The organism is Undibacterium sp. Di27W (assembly GCF_049340345.1).
GTDB lineage: Bacteria > Pseudomonadota > Gammaproteobacteria > Burkholderiales > Burkholderiaceae_D > Undibacterium.
In genome coordinates, this window is the sequence record NZ_JBMPOS010000002.1 from 625,588 (window position 1) to 643,140 (window position 17,553).

Annotated in this window: 15 protein-coding genes and 1 pseudogene; 7 read left to right on the forward strand and 9 right to left on the reverse strand. The window is 50.0% G+C overall.

Going from position 1 to position 17,553, the window contains the following annotated elements; genetic code table 11:
- Positions 1-12 precede the first annotated feature (12 nt).
- The 4 genes from rsmB to ACO0LF_RS07495 all read right to left on the reverse strand — a co-directional run bounded on the left by rsmB (position 13) and on the right by ACO0LF_RS07495 (position 3,544).
- Entirely contained in the window at positions 13-1,443 is a 1,431-nt protein-coding gene (gene rsmB / locus ACO0LF_RS07480) for a 16S rRNA (cytosine(967)-C(5))-methyltransferase RsmB (protein ID WP_423013413.1), read from the reverse strand.
- Between the two features lie 230 nt (positions 1,444-1,673).
- Complete coding sequence (locus ACO0LF_RS07485) at positions 1,674-2,558, reverse strand: lysophospholipase (protein WP_423013415.1); 885 nt, start codon at positions 2,556-2,558, stop codon at positions 1,674-1,676.
- Positions 2,559-2,562: 4 nt separating this feature from the next.
- Positions 2,563-2,907 carry a DUF1840 domain-containing protein gene (locus ACO0LF_RS07490; protein WP_423008121.1) on the reverse strand — a complete coding sequence of 115 codons (345 nt, stop codon included), beginning with the start codon at positions 2,905-2,907 and terminating at the stop codon, positions 2,563-2,565.
- Between the two features lie 133 nt (positions 2,908-3,040).
- Positions 3,041-3,544 carry a hypothetical protein gene (locus ACO0LF_RS07495; protein ID WP_423013417.1) on the reverse strand — a complete coding sequence of 168 codons (504 nt, stop codon included), beginning with the start codon at positions 3,542-3,544 and terminating at the stop codon, positions 3,041-3,043.
- A 263-nt stretch (positions 3,545-3,807) separates the two neighbouring features.
- On the opposite strand from ACO0LF_RS07495, the gene ACO0LF_RS07500 reads away from it, so the two are divergent.
- Complete coding sequence (locus tag ACO0LF_RS07500) at positions 3,808-4,152, forward strand: hypothetical protein (protein ID WP_423013419.1); 345 nt, start codon at positions 3,808-3,810, stop codon at positions 4,150-4,152.
- A 42-nt stretch (positions 4,153-4,194) separates the two neighbouring features.
- Entirely contained in the window at positions 4,195-4,695 is a 501-nt protein-coding gene (locus tag ACO0LF_RS07505) for a GNAT family N-acetyltransferase (RefSeq protein WP_423013421.1), read from the forward strand.
- A gap of 66 nt (positions 4,696-4,761) precedes the next feature.
- On the opposite strand, the gene ACO0LF_RS07510 is transcribed toward ACO0LF_RS07505, so the two are convergent.
- The gene (locus tag ACO0LF_RS07510) at positions 4,762-5,022 is read right to left on the reverse strand and encodes a DUF1161 domain-containing protein (RefSeq protein WP_423013423.1); all 261 of its coding nucleotides are present in this window, start codon (positions 5,020-5,022) and stop codon (positions 4,762-4,764) included.
- A gap of 456 nt (positions 5,023-5,478) precedes the next feature.
- Between ACO0LF_RS07510 and ACO0LF_RS07515 the strand changes: the two genes are divergently transcribed.
- The gene (locus tag ACO0LF_RS07515; RefSeq protein ID WP_423013425.1) at positions 5,479-7,698 is read left to right on the forward strand and encodes an ATP-binding protein; all 2,220 of its coding nucleotides are present in this window, start codon (positions 5,479-5,481) and stop codon (positions 7,696-7,698) included.
- On the opposite strand, the gene ACO0LF_RS07520 is transcribed toward ACO0LF_RS07515, so the two are convergent.
- The 4 genes and pseudogenes from ACO0LF_RS07520 to ACO0LF_RS07535 form a co-directional block, all read right to left on the reverse strand.
- On the reverse strand, positions 7,670-8,872 hold the full coding sequence (locus tag ACO0LF_RS07520) for a DUF1501 domain-containing protein (RefSeq protein ID WP_423013427.1): 1,203 nt from the start codon (positions 8,870-8,872) through the stop codon (positions 7,670-7,672). The two genes, ACO0LF_RS07515 and ACO0LF_RS07520, sit on opposite strands and share 29 nt — an antisense overlap.
- A 39-nt stretch (positions 8,873-8,911) precedes the next feature.
- Positions 8,912-10,549, reverse strand: a complete 1,638-nt coding sequence (locus ACO0LF_RS07525; RefSeq protein WP_423013429.1) for a DUF1800 domain-containing protein — start codon at positions 10,547-10,549, stop codon at positions 8,912-8,914.
- 294 nt (positions 10,550-10,843) lie between these two features.
- Positions 10,844-11,512 (reverse strand): DUF2076 domain-containing protein, encoded by a 669-nt coding sequence (locus ACO0LF_RS07530; protein ID WP_423013431.1) that lies wholly within the window; start codon positions 11,510-11,512, stop codon positions 10,844-10,846.
- Positions 11,513-11,589: 77 nt separating this feature from the next.
- A pseudogene (locus ACO0LF_RS07535) lies at positions 11,590-11,994 on the reverse strand (ATP-binding protein); the annotation flags it as partial.
- A gap of 143 nt (positions 11,995-12,137) precedes the next feature.
- On the opposite strand from ACO0LF_RS07535, the gene ACO0LF_RS07540 reads away from it, so the two are divergent.
- From ACO0LF_RS07540 to ACO0LF_RS07555, 4 genes are read left to right on the forward strand one after another with little or no spacing between them, the layout of a single operon-like run.
- Positions 12,138-12,824: a TnsA endonuclease N-terminal domain-containing protein gene (locus ACO0LF_RS07540; protein ID WP_423013433.1), complete on the forward strand. Its 687-nt coding sequence runs from the start codon at positions 12,138-12,140 to the stop codon at positions 12,822-12,824.
- The gene (locus ACO0LF_RS07545) at positions 12,817-14,751 is read left to right on the forward strand and encodes a transposase (protein WP_423013435.1); all 1,935 of its coding nucleotides are present in this window, start codon (positions 12,817-12,819) and stop codon (positions 14,749-14,751) included. Before ACO0LF_RS07540 ends, ACO0LF_RS07545 begins: the two co-directional genes overlap by 8 nt.
- Position 14,752: 1 nt before the next feature.
- Complete coding sequence (locus ACO0LF_RS07550; RefSeq protein ID WP_423013437.1) at positions 14,753-15,664, forward strand: TniB family NTP-binding protein; 912 nt, start codon at positions 14,753-14,755, stop codon at positions 15,662-15,664.
- Between the two features lie 5 nt (positions 15,665-15,669).
- Complete coding sequence (locus ACO0LF_RS07555) at positions 15,670-17,298, forward strand: TniQ family protein (protein ID WP_423013439.1); 1,629 nt, start codon at positions 15,670-15,672, stop codon at positions 17,296-17,298.
- The last annotated feature ends 255 nt before the right edge of the window (positions 17,299-17,553 follow it).

The following is a 17,553-nucleotide window of genomic DNA, read 5'->3' on the forward strand; positions in this document are numbered from 1 at the left end:
TGTTGGCATTCGTTAATTTTGCAGTGGTTTTTGAAACAATGCATAGAACAAACCGTCATGTTCGTTGTTGCTTTCGGACGTAGTTGCCATGCTTGGCAGTAATTGGCCTGGCGCATCCAGGCGCTCAGCACCATTGCGGGTGGCAAAAGCCGCCGCCTGGGCTTCGGATTCCAGCGGCCAGATCGAGCAGGTGACCATCAGCATCTTGCCACCCGGTTTCAGCATGCGCCACAGATTATCAAGGATACGGGCTGACAGGGCTGCCAGCTGGGCAGCATCGGTTTTGCGGCGCAGCCAGCGGCTATCGGGATGACGCCTGACCACACCAGAAGCTGTGCATGGCACGTCCGCCAGGATACGGTCATACGGCTGGCTATCCCACCAGTTGTTACGACAGGCATCACCTTCCTTGATGGTAGCAAACAGTTTCAGGCGCGCCAGGTTTTCATGGATGCGCTGGATACGGGCCGGGTCAGTGTCGACGGCGGTCAGTTCTATATCCGCCAGTTCCAGCAAATGGCCAGTCTTGCCGCCGGGGGCAGCGCAGGCATCCAGCACACGCATGCCTGCCTGTACATCCAGCAAAGGCGCGGCCAACTGGGCCGCGGCGTCCTGTACTGACACCACGCCCGCTTCAAAACCAGGTATGTTAAGCACCGGCGTGGGGCGGTCCAGACGTACGGCAAGCGGGCCTATCTGGCGGGCACCAATTTGCTGGCTAGCCAGTAATTCCAGATAATCAGCTACCGTGCTGGCACGCTGATTGACGCGCAAAGTCAGAGGCGGAGCATGGTTGCCACAACTCAAGATGGCTTGCCAGTCTTGTGGATACGCTGCCTTGCACTGATCTACCCACCATTGTGGATAATTCCAGGCCGCAGCCGGTTGTTTCATGACCAGCTTTAATAATTCATCTTTTTCCCGCAGATAGCGCCGCAGCACGGCATTTACCATGCCCTTGGCAAATACCATATGCTGGCTGGAGGTTGCCGCAGTCACTGCCTGGTCCACCACCACAAATTCCTCATAAGCCTTTTCATCATCACCATCATTACCAACCAGTAAAGTCAGGGCGCAGCATAGCAGGCTATATAACAAGGCCGGTTCCGGTGTCTTGTTAGTCATGATCTTCAACAAGGCATCTACCCGGCCTACCTGGCGCATGGTGCGGTAGGCAATATCCTGGATTGCGCCGCGGGCCTGTGGCAATGCATTGGTTTGCGTAAATACCCTGGTCAATGCCTGTGGCAGCGCTGTACCTTCCAGCACATAGGCCACGGCTTGCGCTGCCCCGACCAGGCTGAAAGCCAGAGAATCTGCCTTGACTTCTATGGTTTCAAACTCGACCTGCGGTTTGCTGAAGCCAGGGCTGACGCTGCCCGTGCTGGCACTGCGGGCTGGTTTGGCGGGGCGACCCAGGGTTTTTCTTGGTTGATCTTGCATATTTTTATTGGATAAATTCACAAATTGCAATAAATTGCCTTTGTGGCAATTTAACATAAGTAAGCCGATCAGCACATCTTGCCAATACAATTGACAACACAGATCAAGGCGAAAGGGCGCTAGTGTAACAGTCTTGTCGCCTGTATCCGCTTTCTGTGGTTCGATGGTAAGCCAGACACCACTACCTTCATATCACCAAGGTCTGAACCGACATCAGAAAATCCACCAGATCAAGCAGCTTGTTGTATCTGTTCCAAAGGGGTAAATTGCTGGGCTTCCAGCCAGGTGCGTAAGTCGTCGAATACCCTGGTGGCATCCAGTTCATTAAATATCTCGTGATAGAAATCAGCGTAAAAATGTTCTTTGAACTGAGATTCGTCCAGCTTTTCCAGAAAGCGCCGGCTACCGGCAGGATCAACCAGGTGGTCGTCCTCTGCCACCATCATCAGTAAGGGTACGCTTAATTCAGCTGCGTGAACATGGCAATATTCCATGGACTGCAACATGCTGGTCAGCAGGCGTGCGCTCAGGCGCTTATGCACCAGGGCGTCATTTTGATAGGCGAGTACTACTTCACCATCATGGGATAAATAGCGGGTTTGCAAGCCATTCGGCAAACCGACACCGGGGATCAGGCTGGAAGCCACTTTCAGCAAGCCATGTTGCAGGCTGGACATGCGTATGGCCAGTGCCGGAGAAGACAAAATCAGGGCGCGCAGGGGCGTCAGTTGTTCCAGAGCATAGCGGGCAGCGAACAGGCCGCCCATGCTATGCCCCAGTAATATAGGTGGGCCAGCCAGTTGCTGGCTAAAGTCGCTGATGACCATTTGGGCATCACGCAGGATACACATGGAATCAGGCACATCACCGCTGCCACCGTCTGACTGACCATGGCCACGGTGATCGTAAGTACGCACGACAAAACCCAGGGTATTAAAGAATCTGGCGACATGGGCATAGCGACCACAATGCTCACCCAGGCCATGCATGATGACCAGCCCTTGCCGGGGCAGGCCATCGCTGTTCTCTGCCAGTGGCCAGTCGCGCACAAAAATCGCCTTGCCATCGGCGCTCTGGAGTTCGAATTCCCTGGTATTGTCTACGTGGGAAGTCATGGCTTTATACGCCCCACATCACTTCGCGCTGCATCTTGTTGGCGGCGTGCAGCATTTCCAGTACAGGAAATGCGCGCGTGGCAAAGCTCACAGGCTCAGGTGTTTCATGCTCGTTATCATCACCATTTTCATTGTGATGGGCATTGACGTCACGGCTGACTTCTTCAGAAATCGAATGGGCCTTGCTCTCGGCAACAGCAGCTTCAATTTTTTGTATTGCCTGTGGTAATTCCGGCGGCGTAATGATGCCGCGTTCTACATCTTTGTGTAGCAGATCCAGGATGCGACGCGCATGTTCCTTATACATGGTGATTTCTGTAGCAGCTTTGGATTTGAACGTGATCAGCATGGACGTTTTCCTTTTTCTAAGACATGTGAAGATAAAGCTGCCCAATACCTGTGCTGCGCTGGCAGCGCCAGGCTGGCTGCACTCGCCAATATAATAATCCCAAATTGCCCGCTTGTCGTTTCAGATTGTTGCTTCAGTTGGATTTGAATGATGTCATATAAGTGTCTATGACATCCTGTTTCATGTCTTTTTCCTGCCCCAGCATGACAATTTGATAGACCCAGGGGCCGCGTACCAGGAAGCGGCCAACCATCATGATGGGTTGGCCGTTGCGTAATTTGCCACGTACTTCCAGCATGTCCGGTCCTGTGGACCGTGTGGTTTCCGGTGTCCCCTGGACATTTCTGATCATGCCTTTTTTCATGGCTTCCATCACCAGGCTGGTCTGTCCTGCGTCTTCGACCTTGCTGCTGCCCACTGCAAAACTGATGCCACCAACTTCCGTCGCTTGCATACTCATTTTTAAATGGATACCCTCCAGTTGCAAGTCCTTGCTATCGCTCAAAGCCTTGCCTGGCATTAATATCGAATAAGGTGCATCGCTGCCACGCGTGTCGCGCCAGTCAAATTTGGGACTGCAGGCAGTACATAGCACCAGGCTGCTGAGCAAGATGGCACGGTGGATGGCAAATTTCATGGCTTTGCTTCTTTCAGATTGCGGGGGCATACATGTTGATGGCTTTCTTGCCGTCAACAACAGGTTTCAGCCCAGGGATAAGCGCAACATGATAATTCCTTTGACTGGATTTCGTCCGGTTTTGCGCGGGAATAGCGTCTTGCCCGTAAAATTAAAGGGTGTTTCCCTCTCTGTCCTCTGCAACAGGTAGTTCTGTACTGGCTTACACTGGGTTATCATAAGCAAAATTACATGCTGTTTCATTCAATTCTTTTGGTGCTGTGATGTCAATTTCCAAGTCTTCCGGAATTTTCTTGCTGATGCTGACATCGCTGACGGCTTGCGACCGCCTCGGTTTGCCTGACCCGGTCAGGGATGCCGCCATACGCGAGTCCGATGCCCGTGCTACTGGCAGTGCCTGCCGTCATGCTGGCCGGGCGATAGAAGACTGTTATGCCCTTAACCCTGATGCATCCAGGGCAGCCGTGTATGCAGGCTGGAAAGACATGAATGACTATATGCGTGAGAACAAGATAGATATCGTCAAACCGGAACTGGCAAAGTCCGATGCTTCAGCCAAAGAAGAGGCCAGCACCAGTGCCAGTGCCAAGGCTGAAAAACCTAAATAGCAGAATGAAGCCACAGAATACAGTCAGCAAGACAGGAAATGAATGACCGTGTTGTTGCGTAATATGCAGGCAAAAGATCTGGCTGCTGTTTATCAGATACAGAGTCTGGCTTATCCGGCTGAAATGCTTGAGGCACCGGTATTGCTGGCCAGTCGCCTGGCTGCTGCACCTGCTTGTGCCTGGGTTGCAGAACAAGATCACCGTATAGTCGCTTATCTGGCTGCCTATCCCTCCGTCAAAGGGAAAATTTCTGCTTTAGGCCAGGATTTTCAAGTTGCAGCCCCCGCCAATGCGCTGTATTTACATGATATGGCAGTCACGCCCGAGCAGGTGGGCAAGGGCTTGGCCCGCGCTATACTGGAATGCGCTCTTGCTCATGCCAGATGCCAGGGCTGGCAATATGCCAGTCTGGTATCGGTACAAAATACCCGGTCGTATTGGGGAAAACTGGGTTTCCAGGAGCAGACGGCGCTGAATGCAGAGCAAGTCGCAAAGCTGGCGACTTATATGGGGCCCGCATATTACATGCTGAGGGCATTGTAGGCAGCGGAGACACCTGGAGCTGAGGCTAGACAACTCCGCTATTTGGGCAAGAATGTGGGGCCGGACTTATTCTTCAGCTTTACTACTCGCCTTTTCTTTCTTGTAGATGATTTTTTTCTTGCCGCCTTCGCAATAACCAACTACCCGGTTCTTGGTTTCCGTGTCTTTGGAAACGACTTGCAAGCTATAGTTATTCACCCCCTTGCGTTCCAGCTTGGCAGCCACCTTGTCCTTGATGGTTTCACAAGGGGTGATTTCGGCCCATGCCGGGGTGCTACTGAGCAACAAACTGATTACCAGACCCTTGACCGAAGCGCTTTTTCTCATTTTGCTTGCTCCCTTTCTGTATTTGGTTTGTGGTGAACGCATATGGAAGAAGCTCAGGCGATGCATGATCCTGGTCTGCAATCTGCTCGCGCAAGCCCCCCATTGTGCCAATTTTTTGTTTTTCCAAGCTGCTTGAGCTTCATAAAACCGTAACATTTCCCGGTTGTTTTTGGTAGAAATAAATAGTTTCTTCCGTGAAAGCGTGGTAAATCGTCTGCAAATTGATTGTTATGACGGGAATCAGTGAGGTTTAGCTTATATTCTTTGATGTGCGGGCGCGCAGCGCGATTTTTATCTGGAATGGTGGCTGCAGCGTACTGGGATAGAATATGTTTTTTGTTTGCTTTACTTTATCAATCTGGTAAGTTTGTCATATCTGATAATACGACGGTAAATTCGGGCAAGCGGCAGGTGCAATTCACTTGCCAGACTTGAGCACAAGGATCAGCTTTGAGCATGACCGGACGACATGAAATGAAGCCAGCAACACTGCCAACCAGCCGTCTAGCGATTGCGCTGGCGGCCAGCTTGGTGCTGGCCATCGTGATCGGTGCCGCCACGGCAGTCTGGATGCTGCGCATACAAGAAACCGGCAAGTGGGAAAAACAGACTGAAACCTTCAGCATCGTGCTGGCAGAAACCGTCAGCCAGCAAATGGACTTTGCCTATACTGCCCTGGACAGTATTTCTGAACGCATACAAGACCGCTGGAGTGTCAGTGCAGAATATCTGGTAGGCAAACTATCTACCCATGATTTTCACCAGTTTTTGCGTGAAAAGGCAGCCCTGTCACCCGCAGTCGAAGTGATTTCCGTGCTGGATGTGAATGGCAATGTGATTAACACTTCGCGCAATTTTCCTGCGCCTACTTATAGCCTGGCAGACCGCGACTATTTTATGATGCAGCGCGATAATCCTGTGCAAGGTATTTTCCTGAGTTCCTCCGTACGCAGCAAGACCACCGGCAAGTGGATGTTTTTCTTGAGCCACAGATTAACCGGTAGCGATGGCGAATTCATTGGTGTTGTCATCCTTGGCATGTCGCCCTCCTTTTATTCCCAGTTTTATGAAAAACTCAGTGCGGATGGTCATGCCTCCATAGGCTTGCTGAGAAATGACTTTACCTACCTGGCGCGCTGGCCTGAACGTGGTGAAGTCATGGGCAGCAAGAATTTTACTGGTAGTACTTATGAAATGGTTCATAAGCAAAATAAGAAATCTGGTGTCATCATCAGCAATACTCCGCGTATTGCCGAGGGGGGTAAGCCAATTACTCGCATGGCGGCGATACAGTCGCTGGAAAAATATCCACTGATTATCAATTTTTCTGTCGATGAAGACTTGTACCTGGCCGACTGGCGCAAAATCAGCACCGGCATCGTGGTCATTGCCATGAGTGGCATCCTGGCCATCGTCGCCGCTTTTAGCGTCCTGGTGAATTTGCTGGAAAGAAGAGAGCAGGATCTGGCCGTGACCACCGAGCTCAAGCAGCAAGCCGAAGTGATCAACCGCAACCAGGCCCATTTGCTGAAAAACCTGACTGAGCAGCAAATTGCCCTGAAAGATTCATCCGACCGTTTGCAGGCGATCTTCCAGAATGCGGCAGATGGCATCATCATGGTAGATGACACTGGCAAAATCGAAGCACTGAACCCGGCTGCCGTAGCGATCTACGGCCATCCGGCGAATGAAGTGGTGGGTAAAAATGGCAAGTTTTTCTCGCCGCCAGGACAGCCTGATTTACTGAGCCTGGCCATGAGCCGTCGGGAATTCCTGGAAACTGGTTGCCTGCGCACAGAAACCGAGCGCATGCGCAAGGATGGCAGCCTGTTCCCGGCCGAGCTGGCGATTACCGAGTATTACCACGGTGGCAGGCGCAAACTCATCGTCATCGTGCGTGATATTTCTGAACGCCGCAGGATGGAACGCATGAAGAGTGAATTCATTTCCACAGTCAGCCATGAATTGCGCACTCCCCTGACCGCTATCCGTGGGGCGCTGGGTCTGGTGGTCGGCGGTGCCATGGGTCTGGTGCCAGAAAAAATTGCCGCTTTACTTGGCATGGCGCATAAGAACAGTGAAAGCCTGACCAGGCTGATCAATGATTTGCTGGATATCCAGAAAATAGAAGCTGGCAAGATGGATTTTGTTTTTGAATCCCTGAGTCTGCAAAGCCTGTTGCAAACGGCAGTCAATAATACTCAGGGTTTTGCTCAAAGCATGGAAACAGAAATCGTGCTCGGTAACCTGGCAGAGTCAGCCGTAGTCATGGTGGATGCCGGACGTTTCCAGCAAGTCATGGCCAATCTCTTGTCGAATGCCTGCAAATACAGCCCCGAAGGCGCACAGGTGCGCGTACTTGCCATCGCCAGGGACGACAATATGATACGTATTGAAGTCATCGATCAAGGCAGCGGCATACCAGAAAATTTCCGTGAACGCCTGTTCCAGAAATTTTCACAAGCCGATTCTTCAGATACCCGGGCCAAAGGCGGCACGGGTCTGGGGCTGGCAATATCTCAGGCCATCATCCGTCAAATGCATGGCGACATAGGTTATTACATGAGTGAAGACACTAGCCAGCCCGGCACGCATTTCTATATAGACTTACCTCTGCATAAAGAGGGCATGACGGGCCTGGAAGCAATTACAGCAAAGCCAGATCACGTGCTTTGACACCGGCAAATACCTGTTCGATCTGGCCAGCATTCAAACCATACAGACGACTGAACAAACCACCGAGCACAGCACGATACTCATTGAGTACAGGATAATCACGGTTCTGGAATAATTTGCCCGCTTCAAGGGCAACTTGTTCACCGGCGATCTGGCCACCCTTGATGCCACCGCCAAGTACCCAGTACACGCTGCCATGGCCATGGTCAGTGCCACGTTTGCCATTTTCACGGAAAGTGCGGCCAAATTCGCTGATGACGACGACTGTGGTATTGCGCCACATCGCCCCCATTTCTGCACGGTAAGCTGCCAGACCGCGGCCCAGTTCTTCAAACTTGACTGCCAGTGTCCCTGTTGCGGCACCCTGGTTGACATGGGTGTCCCAGCCACCGACATCGATGAAACCCAGCGCATATTTATCGCGCATGAGTTTGGCAATGCGCTGCGCTTCCAGCTCAAAGCCCTTGGTCGAGATGGCATTGCGATTTGCGCTATTCATTTCTTCCTGCATTTCACGGGCCACTTCATCCCGCATGGCAAAACCATCTTTGACAGTTTGTGACAGGCTGGTATCAGCATACATCTGCAAGATCATGTCGCGCTGGCGCTGGTCGAGATTGGCCTTGCTGACATTGCGCAAGGCTGTATTGGCGATGTGTGCCTGACCCTGCATGGCCAGCGGTAACTGGTCAGTAAAAGACATGGCGCTGACTTTGCCATTGTTGCCCAATACCTTGGCCAGACGGTTCAAAAATCCAGAATGAAAATCACGGCTGCCACTCAGGGGCTGGCCCATTTCTATACTGTCCTGGGTTTCAAAATGACTGCGCGTCAAATCATCGGTACCGGCAAAGGGGATGAACGCCGCTTCGCCCTGCTGGAACATGGGATAAATTGTGTCACGTAAAGCTGGGTGCAAGCCCCAGTCGGCATTCAGCGCCAGCGCTGAATCCGGTATATCGCCCGGTCTGGCAATGGCGATATTGGGCCTGGCTTCATAATAGAAATTGCTTGATGTCGGCACCAGCAAACTGCTGGCATCATAGCCGCCACGCAAAAACACCAGCAGTAAACGATTTTGGGTCGCCGGAGCAGCCATGACCTGGCTGCTCAAACCCAGTATGGAGGACGCTGGCAGCAAGGCCATCGCTTTCAATAAGTCTCTACGGTTCATGATAGTGATCTTTCCATCATAGTGAATGAGCTAATCAGATTAGCGATGCATCATCTCGGGCGATGCCAGGAAGATGGCATTCCATTCCTGAGCAGTACGCGTTTGATTCAAAACCGTCTGCGTGGCTGGACTGAATTTTGTGCTCCAGCTCTTCACATACGGCGATGCAGCCAGAGCCGGTTGTGGCGGTTTTTCTTGCGGAGCTTGAGCCACAGGCGGAGCAACTGGTGCTGCTTGCATGCCCTGTGCCGCTGACATGGCTGCAGCAGGCTGGGCTGCCGGAGTATCTATTTTGAACAGGCCAGGGCTGCCACCCGCAATAGACCTGGCAATATCAAAGCGTACCGTCATCTGGCCAGAACTGGCCCAGGCACTTTCATTCATGGCATAACCATCCGGTGTCTGCCTGCCATTCAATTGCTGGCCCATCATGTTCAGCCAGTTCAGCATGGGGCCGGTATTGATGATGGTATTGCCGTCATAAGCCAGACGTACCGAAGCCAGCACATAGTGCAAGGGATCTTTGAATTTCTTACCTAATGAAGCGATGAATTCCTGAGAGTTAAACATGACGCGCAAAGTGGCAGCGATATCGCCATCTGTTTGCAAGAAAGCTTGTGCCATTTTATCGATCAGGGCTTTTGAGGGCGTGTCCGAAACAAAATATGTCGCCAGCTTCTGGCTGACAAAATTTGCCGTCGCCGGTTGCCTGGACAAAAGCAGCAGTACTTCATCAAGTTCAGCCATGCCCCGGCCCTTGATGGTATGTCCCAGAATTTGCTTGTCACCAAAGTCATGACGCGGCGGGCTGAATTCAAACAAACCCTGTTTCACATAGATTTTTTCCAGCTCAGGTTTCATGCGCGGCATGTCCTTGCTCATATTGATGCCCAGGCCCGTCAGCACCCTTGCCAGCTCTTGCACATCTTTCTGGGTATAACCACCATTCACGCCCATGGTATGCAATTCCATCAACTCGCGCGCATAGTTTTCATTGATGCGGTTGACGGCATTATGTTCATTATCCAGATACCTGAGCATGGCTGGATGCAAGACCGTGGCACGCAACAAGTCGCGGAACTTGCCCAGCGCATGCGGGCGTATCGCCTGTTCTTCAAAATCACCCAGCATGGCACGCAGATTGGCCTTGCCATTATGGATATTGAAATGATTCATCCAGAACCAGTCCATTTGCTCCTGTAACTGATTTGCTGAATAAGTATCCCGCAATAGCGAGCGGGTCGCCGCTTCCCTGGCCAGGCGACTCAATTCTTGCTGGTATTCCTTGCGCAATGTGTCATCCGTGCCTTTTTGCTGCTCCGAAGCCAGGCGGCGAGCTTCCAGATCACGCATGAGATCGGGCAAAGACTGGCGTGAAATTGTCATGGCATCGATCTGCGCCTGTATCGCTGAGGGTAAGGCGACATTGCGCGGGCGCAATTGCTGATCAAGGTAACGATCTGGCCCCACCGTCTGCAAGGCTTGCAGGCTGGACGGGTTGCTACCCCAGGTCAGACGATTCAATAATTGCTCTGGTGCTACCGCCGCCTGCGTCAGGGTATTACTGACAGGGCCATGCCTGTTATCTGCTTGCTGCAGAGACTGGCTACTACATGCCGCCAGCAAGATCAGCAGGCTGGCACTGAGTGCATGCTGCAACTGTAATTGGATTTTCATGTTTGCCCCTCACACTTTTAAGTATCAGCATACAACGCTTTAGGTACTGAATGGTGATACAGGAGGCGGGCTAATTTTTTTGCCTTTTCGTAAGCGCTTGTAACAGCAAGGGACTATGCGAGATAGTCGCAGTAAACATAAAAAAAGCAGGCCAGCACTGGCCTGCAAGAGGGAGAGAGGAAAGGAAGATGTGCTGGCTAGCCAGGCTTGTTGTTACACAAGCCCGGCTTTCATGCTCAGTTTGTTACTTGCGGCATGCGTGCTTGTTAGCTTCAGGTCAGCTTCAGGTCAACTTCAAGCCAGATCCAGCATATCATCTGCGCTATCATCCAGGTTGGCAGTGTCCAGGGCCGGAGTCGTCTCGGCAGGTTGATCAAAATAACCGGGGATTAAATCACCACCGCCCTGTGTCAGTTGCGCGGCAGAATTGTCCAGGGCTTGTGCGTGCCCCTGATTGCCACCCATCATATGCTCTATACCCTGGAACAAAAATGCACCGGCGGCGACGCCTGCAGCAGTTGCTGCCACGGTGCCCAGTACATGGCCAGCACCGCCACCAAAAAAGCCGGAGCCGGTCGCTGCCACCGGACTCGCCATATTCATATAACTGGCTGGCAAGGGTGGCGGCATCGTGTTGCCATAGGCGGCAAGGGGCTGGGCACGACTGCTGGCGCTATTGCCCCAGGCGCTGGTAGCCGGGTCGAGGAAGCTGCTTGCAGCTGAGGCCGTTCTTTGTGCCTGCAATGCACGTACTTCAGCTTGCAGGCTGGCAATCTGGCTATTCGCAGTGACCAGTGCCTGGTCCAGTAGCAAGGCTCTTTGCACCAGCAGATAAGGGGCATCGGGCTGCTTGCTGACAGCCTCATTGATCAGACTCAGCGCCTGCGCATCCTTATCAATGCCTTGCACTTTCACTAACTGATCGAGAAAATTCTGTAATACCTGGATTTCTTGCGGGGACATGGTCTACTCCTGTTGAGCGAAACACGAAATACTGTCCCCTATCTGGTCATGGTGACGGGAAATTCAATGCCCACACTTTACTGATCCCTGAGTGCCCGCCGGTACTGTATAGCCTCTGCCACATGCGGCGTGGCGATATGGACGGCGCCTGCCAGATCGGCGATGGTGCGCGCGACTTTCAATACGCGGTGATAGGCGCGGGCTGACCAGTTCAGTTTATTCATGGCATTGCGCAAGAGCAGTCCGGCTGGTTCATCCGGTTTGCAATGTAGATCAATTTCGGTGGTTGACAAGAGATTATTGGCTTTGCCCTGGCGTTGTTGCTGCCGTTCGAAAGCATGCTCCACGCGCGCATGGATGCTGGCACTGGCTTCGCCATCGGCTTGCTTGAGCAGATCAGCATGGGGCAGGGCACCGACTTGTATCTGCATGTCGATACGATCGAGTAAGGGGCCGGATATGCGATCCTGATAGCGAGCGATGATATGGACTTACATAAGAAAAGTATAAAAACGGGCACTTTTTAACCATATATTGACATCAGTGAATATAAAAAATACATAAGTTGGAGATAATTTTATGATCTAATACATAAGTAAAGTATAAACTTCTGGAACCTCGTTCTATGATCACTTCGCCAGTTCGCAAAATACCCCGGCGCTACAACGGCGTATCGGGCCTCTTTCCTAGTAAGAAAAACGGCGGAAAAATGGTTGCGTATGAATCCTTGCTGGAACGCAACTACATGCTTTTGCTGGAATTTGACGATGCTGTTGAACGCTACGTCGGGCAACCCGTCAAAATGGCTTATCAATTAACCAATGAAAAAGGTTCTCGTAAATCGAGGTACACGCCCGATTTCATTGTGTATTTTCGGCTCGGAGTTGATGGTGCCATTCCCCGACCTGCCTTGGTAGAAATCAAAAACAAAACCGATCTTAAAAAGCACAAAGAAGAATACGAACAGAAATTTACGGCAGCTCGACATCACAGCCAGGAACAGAATTGGACTTTCTCGGTCAAGACCGAAGATGACATCCAAGGTCATTTTTTTGAAAACGCAGACTTTCTTTATACCTACCTGAACCTCCCTGCGGCGGTCGAGGAACAAGAGGTCATCGATTACATTGATGCAAATGGAGGCAGTCTTACTGGGACACAAATCTTTCAAAGATTTGCTGCTGATGCATCAAGACTAGCTACTTTCCCTGGCATTTTCTGGGCAATGATTGCAAACAAGAGGCTCTTGACTGACTGGAATCAACCGATCAATTTGAATGCTCCATTCTTTACGGAGGAGTTTGATGACTGAAATCGCGGGTACGGAAATAAAAAGCGATTCAGTGCTCAATCTATTGGAGGGAAGTGAAGTATTTTATGGCAACAAGATTTGGGTTATTCTGAGATTCAATAATCTGGTCGAAGTTCTTATTCGGTCTTTGCACGGGGAGCGCCGTGAGACCAAAGTCGTCAACGTATCTGAATTGACGAGTATCCCCAAGGAACAGCCTCAGGAGACCATCCTTACTCCAGACGTCGACCTCGACGTTGTCTCAGATTCTGACTGGGATACTGCCAGATCGAGGTTAAAGCTGGTCAAGCTACTGCTATCCACCACAAGAAACAGGACAGCAGTCGCAACCAAAGCCGCTGCCGAAGCAGGATTCACCGTGGCAATGGTGTATCGGTGGCGGAATGCTTACCTTGTGAATGAGAAGCTATCTTCGCTCTTGCCGACTCGTCGGCCAGGAGGCCGGGGGCGCGGCCGTCTGGATCCCAAGGTAGAAAATATCATTGCCAAAGAGCTCTACGGTCTCCATAGCTTAAGCGAAACGGGAATCACTCAGGTTCATGAATCTGTAAAAGCAATTTGCCATGCGAAGGGGTTGCCACTACCTTGTCTCCGCACCTTTCAACTCAGGGTTGACTGGGCCGATCAAATGGAGCTTTACAAGGCACGCAAAGGTCGGAAAGCTGCTGAAGCGAGATATGACCACGTCAAGGAAAATACGATCCGTGCACTTCATCCATTGGCAATTGTGCAGATTGACCATGCCGTTGTCGATGTCATCGTGGTTCATGATATTACACGTGAGCCAATCTACCGTGCCTGGCTGACTTTGGCAATTGACGTGTTTAGCCGTGTCATTGTGGGTTATTACTTGGCGCTGGATCATCCTTCGGCGACATCGGTTGGCGCTTGTATTGCGCACGCGATTCTGCCGAAAGAAGAGTATCTAAGAAAACTGGATGTCCCTATCCAGTGGCCAGTCTGGGGCGTCATGAAAATAGTCCACACAGACAATGGCGCTGATTTCAGGGGTGACAGGATCAGGAAGTCTTTTGAAGAATATGGTATTGAACATCAATTCCGACCCGTAACCAAACCACATTATGGCGCCCATATAGAGCGTCTGATAGGCACCTTTGCCAAACGATTCCGTTTATTGCCTGGCGCGACGACCAACAAGCCAAGTAAGGCAAAAGAATTTAATCCTGAAAAGACGGCGTCGATGACCATGCTTGAACTGGAGCGTTGGTTACTCGAAGAAATTAATAAATACCATCATACTGAACATAATGGTATTGACAAGGACACTCCATTGCAACGCTATGAAAACGGATTATTGCAGCCTAAAGATGGCATGGTCCGAGGTCTACCCCCAAGAAGAACGGATGTTGAACGCGTTAAGATCGATTTTTTGCCGGAGGAGGAGCGGACTATCCAGAATGACGGTGTCAATATTGATGGTCGAATTTACTGGTCGGATGCTTTGTATCCTTGGCTAGGGAGACGAAGCAAGGACAATCCCAACAAAAACCCTTTGTATCGATTCAAAGTTGATGACAGGGACGTTAGTGCAGTTTATTTTTTTGACCCAGAAGTAAAAAGATGGTTTCGGGTTCCCTCTAAATATACAGCAGCAGTGCTGGCATCCCGGGCTCAATTCAAGGCAGAGAGGAAAGCGCTTCAGAAAAAAAGTGGCACTAACCCGGCGCAACACGAGGTTTATGACTCTATTAACCGACAGCGTCGCATCATTACAGATGCAATTCAAAAGACCCAGAGTGTGAAGTCTGTGGCACCGGCCAAGAAAAAAGCCTTAAAAAATGATCAAAAGCATAGAGACACAAAGCGCCGGACGGCGACGGTGGATGCTGCAATAAAGAGCACCGAAACGAGTGGCTTTAAACTGCCAGATTTGAATGACTTACCTGACGTTACTGGGAAATTTTAAGATGGAATTACATCATCTTGTCGGCGAAGGCGCCCGTATAGATGCACTTCGGCCAAGCCAGGACCGAATAAGGCAAATTCAGAGAGACCACTGGTACACCTATCCGCGTGCAGACGCGGTTCTTGGCTATATGGAGCGTTTGTTTCAGCATGCAAGAATTGACCGTATGCCCAATTTGCAAGTCATTGGCGAATCTATGTCAGGGAAGACTCGTCTGTTAAACCGGTTTGCCCAAGAATTGCATCAGCCAGTCGTGGATAGCAGGCTGGCGGCCGATTACCGGCCTGTTGTGATGTTTGATGCTCCCATTAATGCTAGTGCCCAGGCATTATTGCAAGAGATGTTGATCGCGGTGAATGCCCCATTTCCTGCCAGCGCTAATCCTACCCGACTCATGGCTATCGTCGAAACTGTGTATAGACGAATAGAAACAAGAGTGCTGATTATTGATGAAATTCAACACATTGTTCGAGGGTCTGGGAAGCAGCAAAGGGAATTACGGGATCAGATAAAATTAATCGGCAATCGCCTGCGTATTTCTATTGTCGCTGCTGGTATACCTGAGGCGAGCAATGCTTTCGCATCAGATCCCCAGTTGTCCAACCGTTTTCACCGCCTGGAACTGAAACGTTGGCATATCAATAATCAAGAAGATTTGAAATATGCCGTGGCCATTATCAAGTCATGGCAAGAAACATGTCCCTTAAAAAAGCCTTCGCAATTACTTCAGGAAGCAATTATCCAGCGCATTTTTGATGAAACAGGTGGCCTATTCGGACACGTTATCGGCTACTTGAAGCTTGCTTCTGAATACGCGATTGTGTCTGGAGATGAGCACATTCACGAAGGTACTTTGCGTAAGATGGGATGGCGAATTCCTGATGAAGTTGATAATAAGTATTTTGTGGCTTAACAAGTTTGGATGCAGTTTGGCCAGTTCGTGTCCATCCGCTTGAAGACGAGTTGCTGTCTTCCTATTTGTCTCGTGTGGCCTTAAGCCATGGCATGTCACTCGATGATCTCATACTATATATGAAGGAATTGAAGCGATTTCCAGTTGGACTGGATATTGATCGCGCTCCTAATCAGTCATTTATCAAGTATTTGTCCGATAAAACGGGATCGGGCCAGAACGTTATTGAGTCGATGACTCTCAAAAAATATGAAGGGATTGTTTTTGAATCTTTGCCACGGCTAGGCTGGGGAAACCTGCTATTACCGGCACCAAGTAACTCAAAGCGAAAAATAAAAACAGGCCTGCCATTTTGCCCTGAGTGCTTCAAGACGGACAAGATTCCCTATTTTCGTCTTTACTGGCGCTTGGCTTTTTATAGTATTTGCCTCAGGCATCAAGTGATCTTGCACGATCATTGCACAGAGTGTAATGAGCCTGTCATTGGCAGTTTTTACGGTTATAGCGGATGGCGTTATGAAAATACAGCTATGCGGTGCATTCATTGTGGGTTTGATCTGAGCAGAACTGAATGCCTGCCATATTTTTCGAGTTTTTCTAGTAAAAATTTGCCTTTGGAGGCATTGCTTCAGGATTTTAGTAAAGGCTATTTAACTACCCTCGACACAGGACCGCATCAATATTCGATTCACTTCTTCGAAGGCTGGCGTCAAATTCTGAGCTTGCTTATGCGACCTCGTATGCGTCAAAAGATCACTCAGGCGATGAAATCAGAGGGAATGGACTTTGATGAAAGCCTGGGCAATCAATTTCGTCCAGCCTTTGAAAATTTGCCGCTACGCTGTCGCCACGAAGCGGTGTGCATCGCATTGGCATTGACCCAGGAATGGCCCGGAAAATTCACTCGAATCTGTCTTACTGCGAGGCTGACCGAATCAATCGTATTGATTGATCAAACCGAACTTCCGTACTGGTTCTATAGTGCTATCAGGGAGTCGCTTTGCCGGTTCCGATATCGGGCCAACAGAGAGGAGATAGCTCAGATTCGAGATTACCTGCAGCGAAGTAATCCGCAGTTTACAAAAAACACGGTGAAGAAAACAATAGGAATTACTGAAGGAGAAGCTGTTGATGAAACTATTCCTGTTGCACGAATTGTATATACAGTAGAAGAAACCAAAAAGTTTTTTGAGGAATTTGATCGTCAGATTAAGTATGCATCGCCATCACGTGGGCACCGATTCTGTCTGGCGAGAGATAGAACCATTGTGCTGATGACGGCATTTGGGCTTGGAACACTGTCTGAAATTTGTAGATGGACTTTTGAGGATGTTGAGCACGCTGTAGAACTTTGTCGGCTTCGTGCACATGATAGTGCTCACGTGCCAAAATTATTTGAGAACGGAGCCTGTTCAAATTCGGTTGAACATCTCGTCTGGTATTTGGGCTTCGTTATTGATGATTGGAGTAGAGCTGAAGATGATCAACCACGATTTGTGTTTCCTTCACGACAAAAGATACCAATACACATAGAATCTATACGAATTCGTGCGGGAGTAATCAAAAAAAATGCTGGATTGACTGATGTCACTTCATGCATCGAAGCTCTGAGTCTGTACCGGATGACTAACTAAATAATGGAATGAGATTGATCAGAAATTTTTTTTCCCATTGACAATCTATGGAGCGGAATTTCGATGCAAATCCGAAAGACTGTCTTTCTTATCAGTCTACAAATTTGCCAAATCCTTCGAAAATGACCCCTCATTGAACAATGTTTTAAGTTTTCATTGGTTATTAACCAACATGTTGCCACAATCTCAAATATTTTTGAGTTACATTGCTTATATCAAGGCTTTATCCATTCTAAATTTTAATTTGGCGATTTC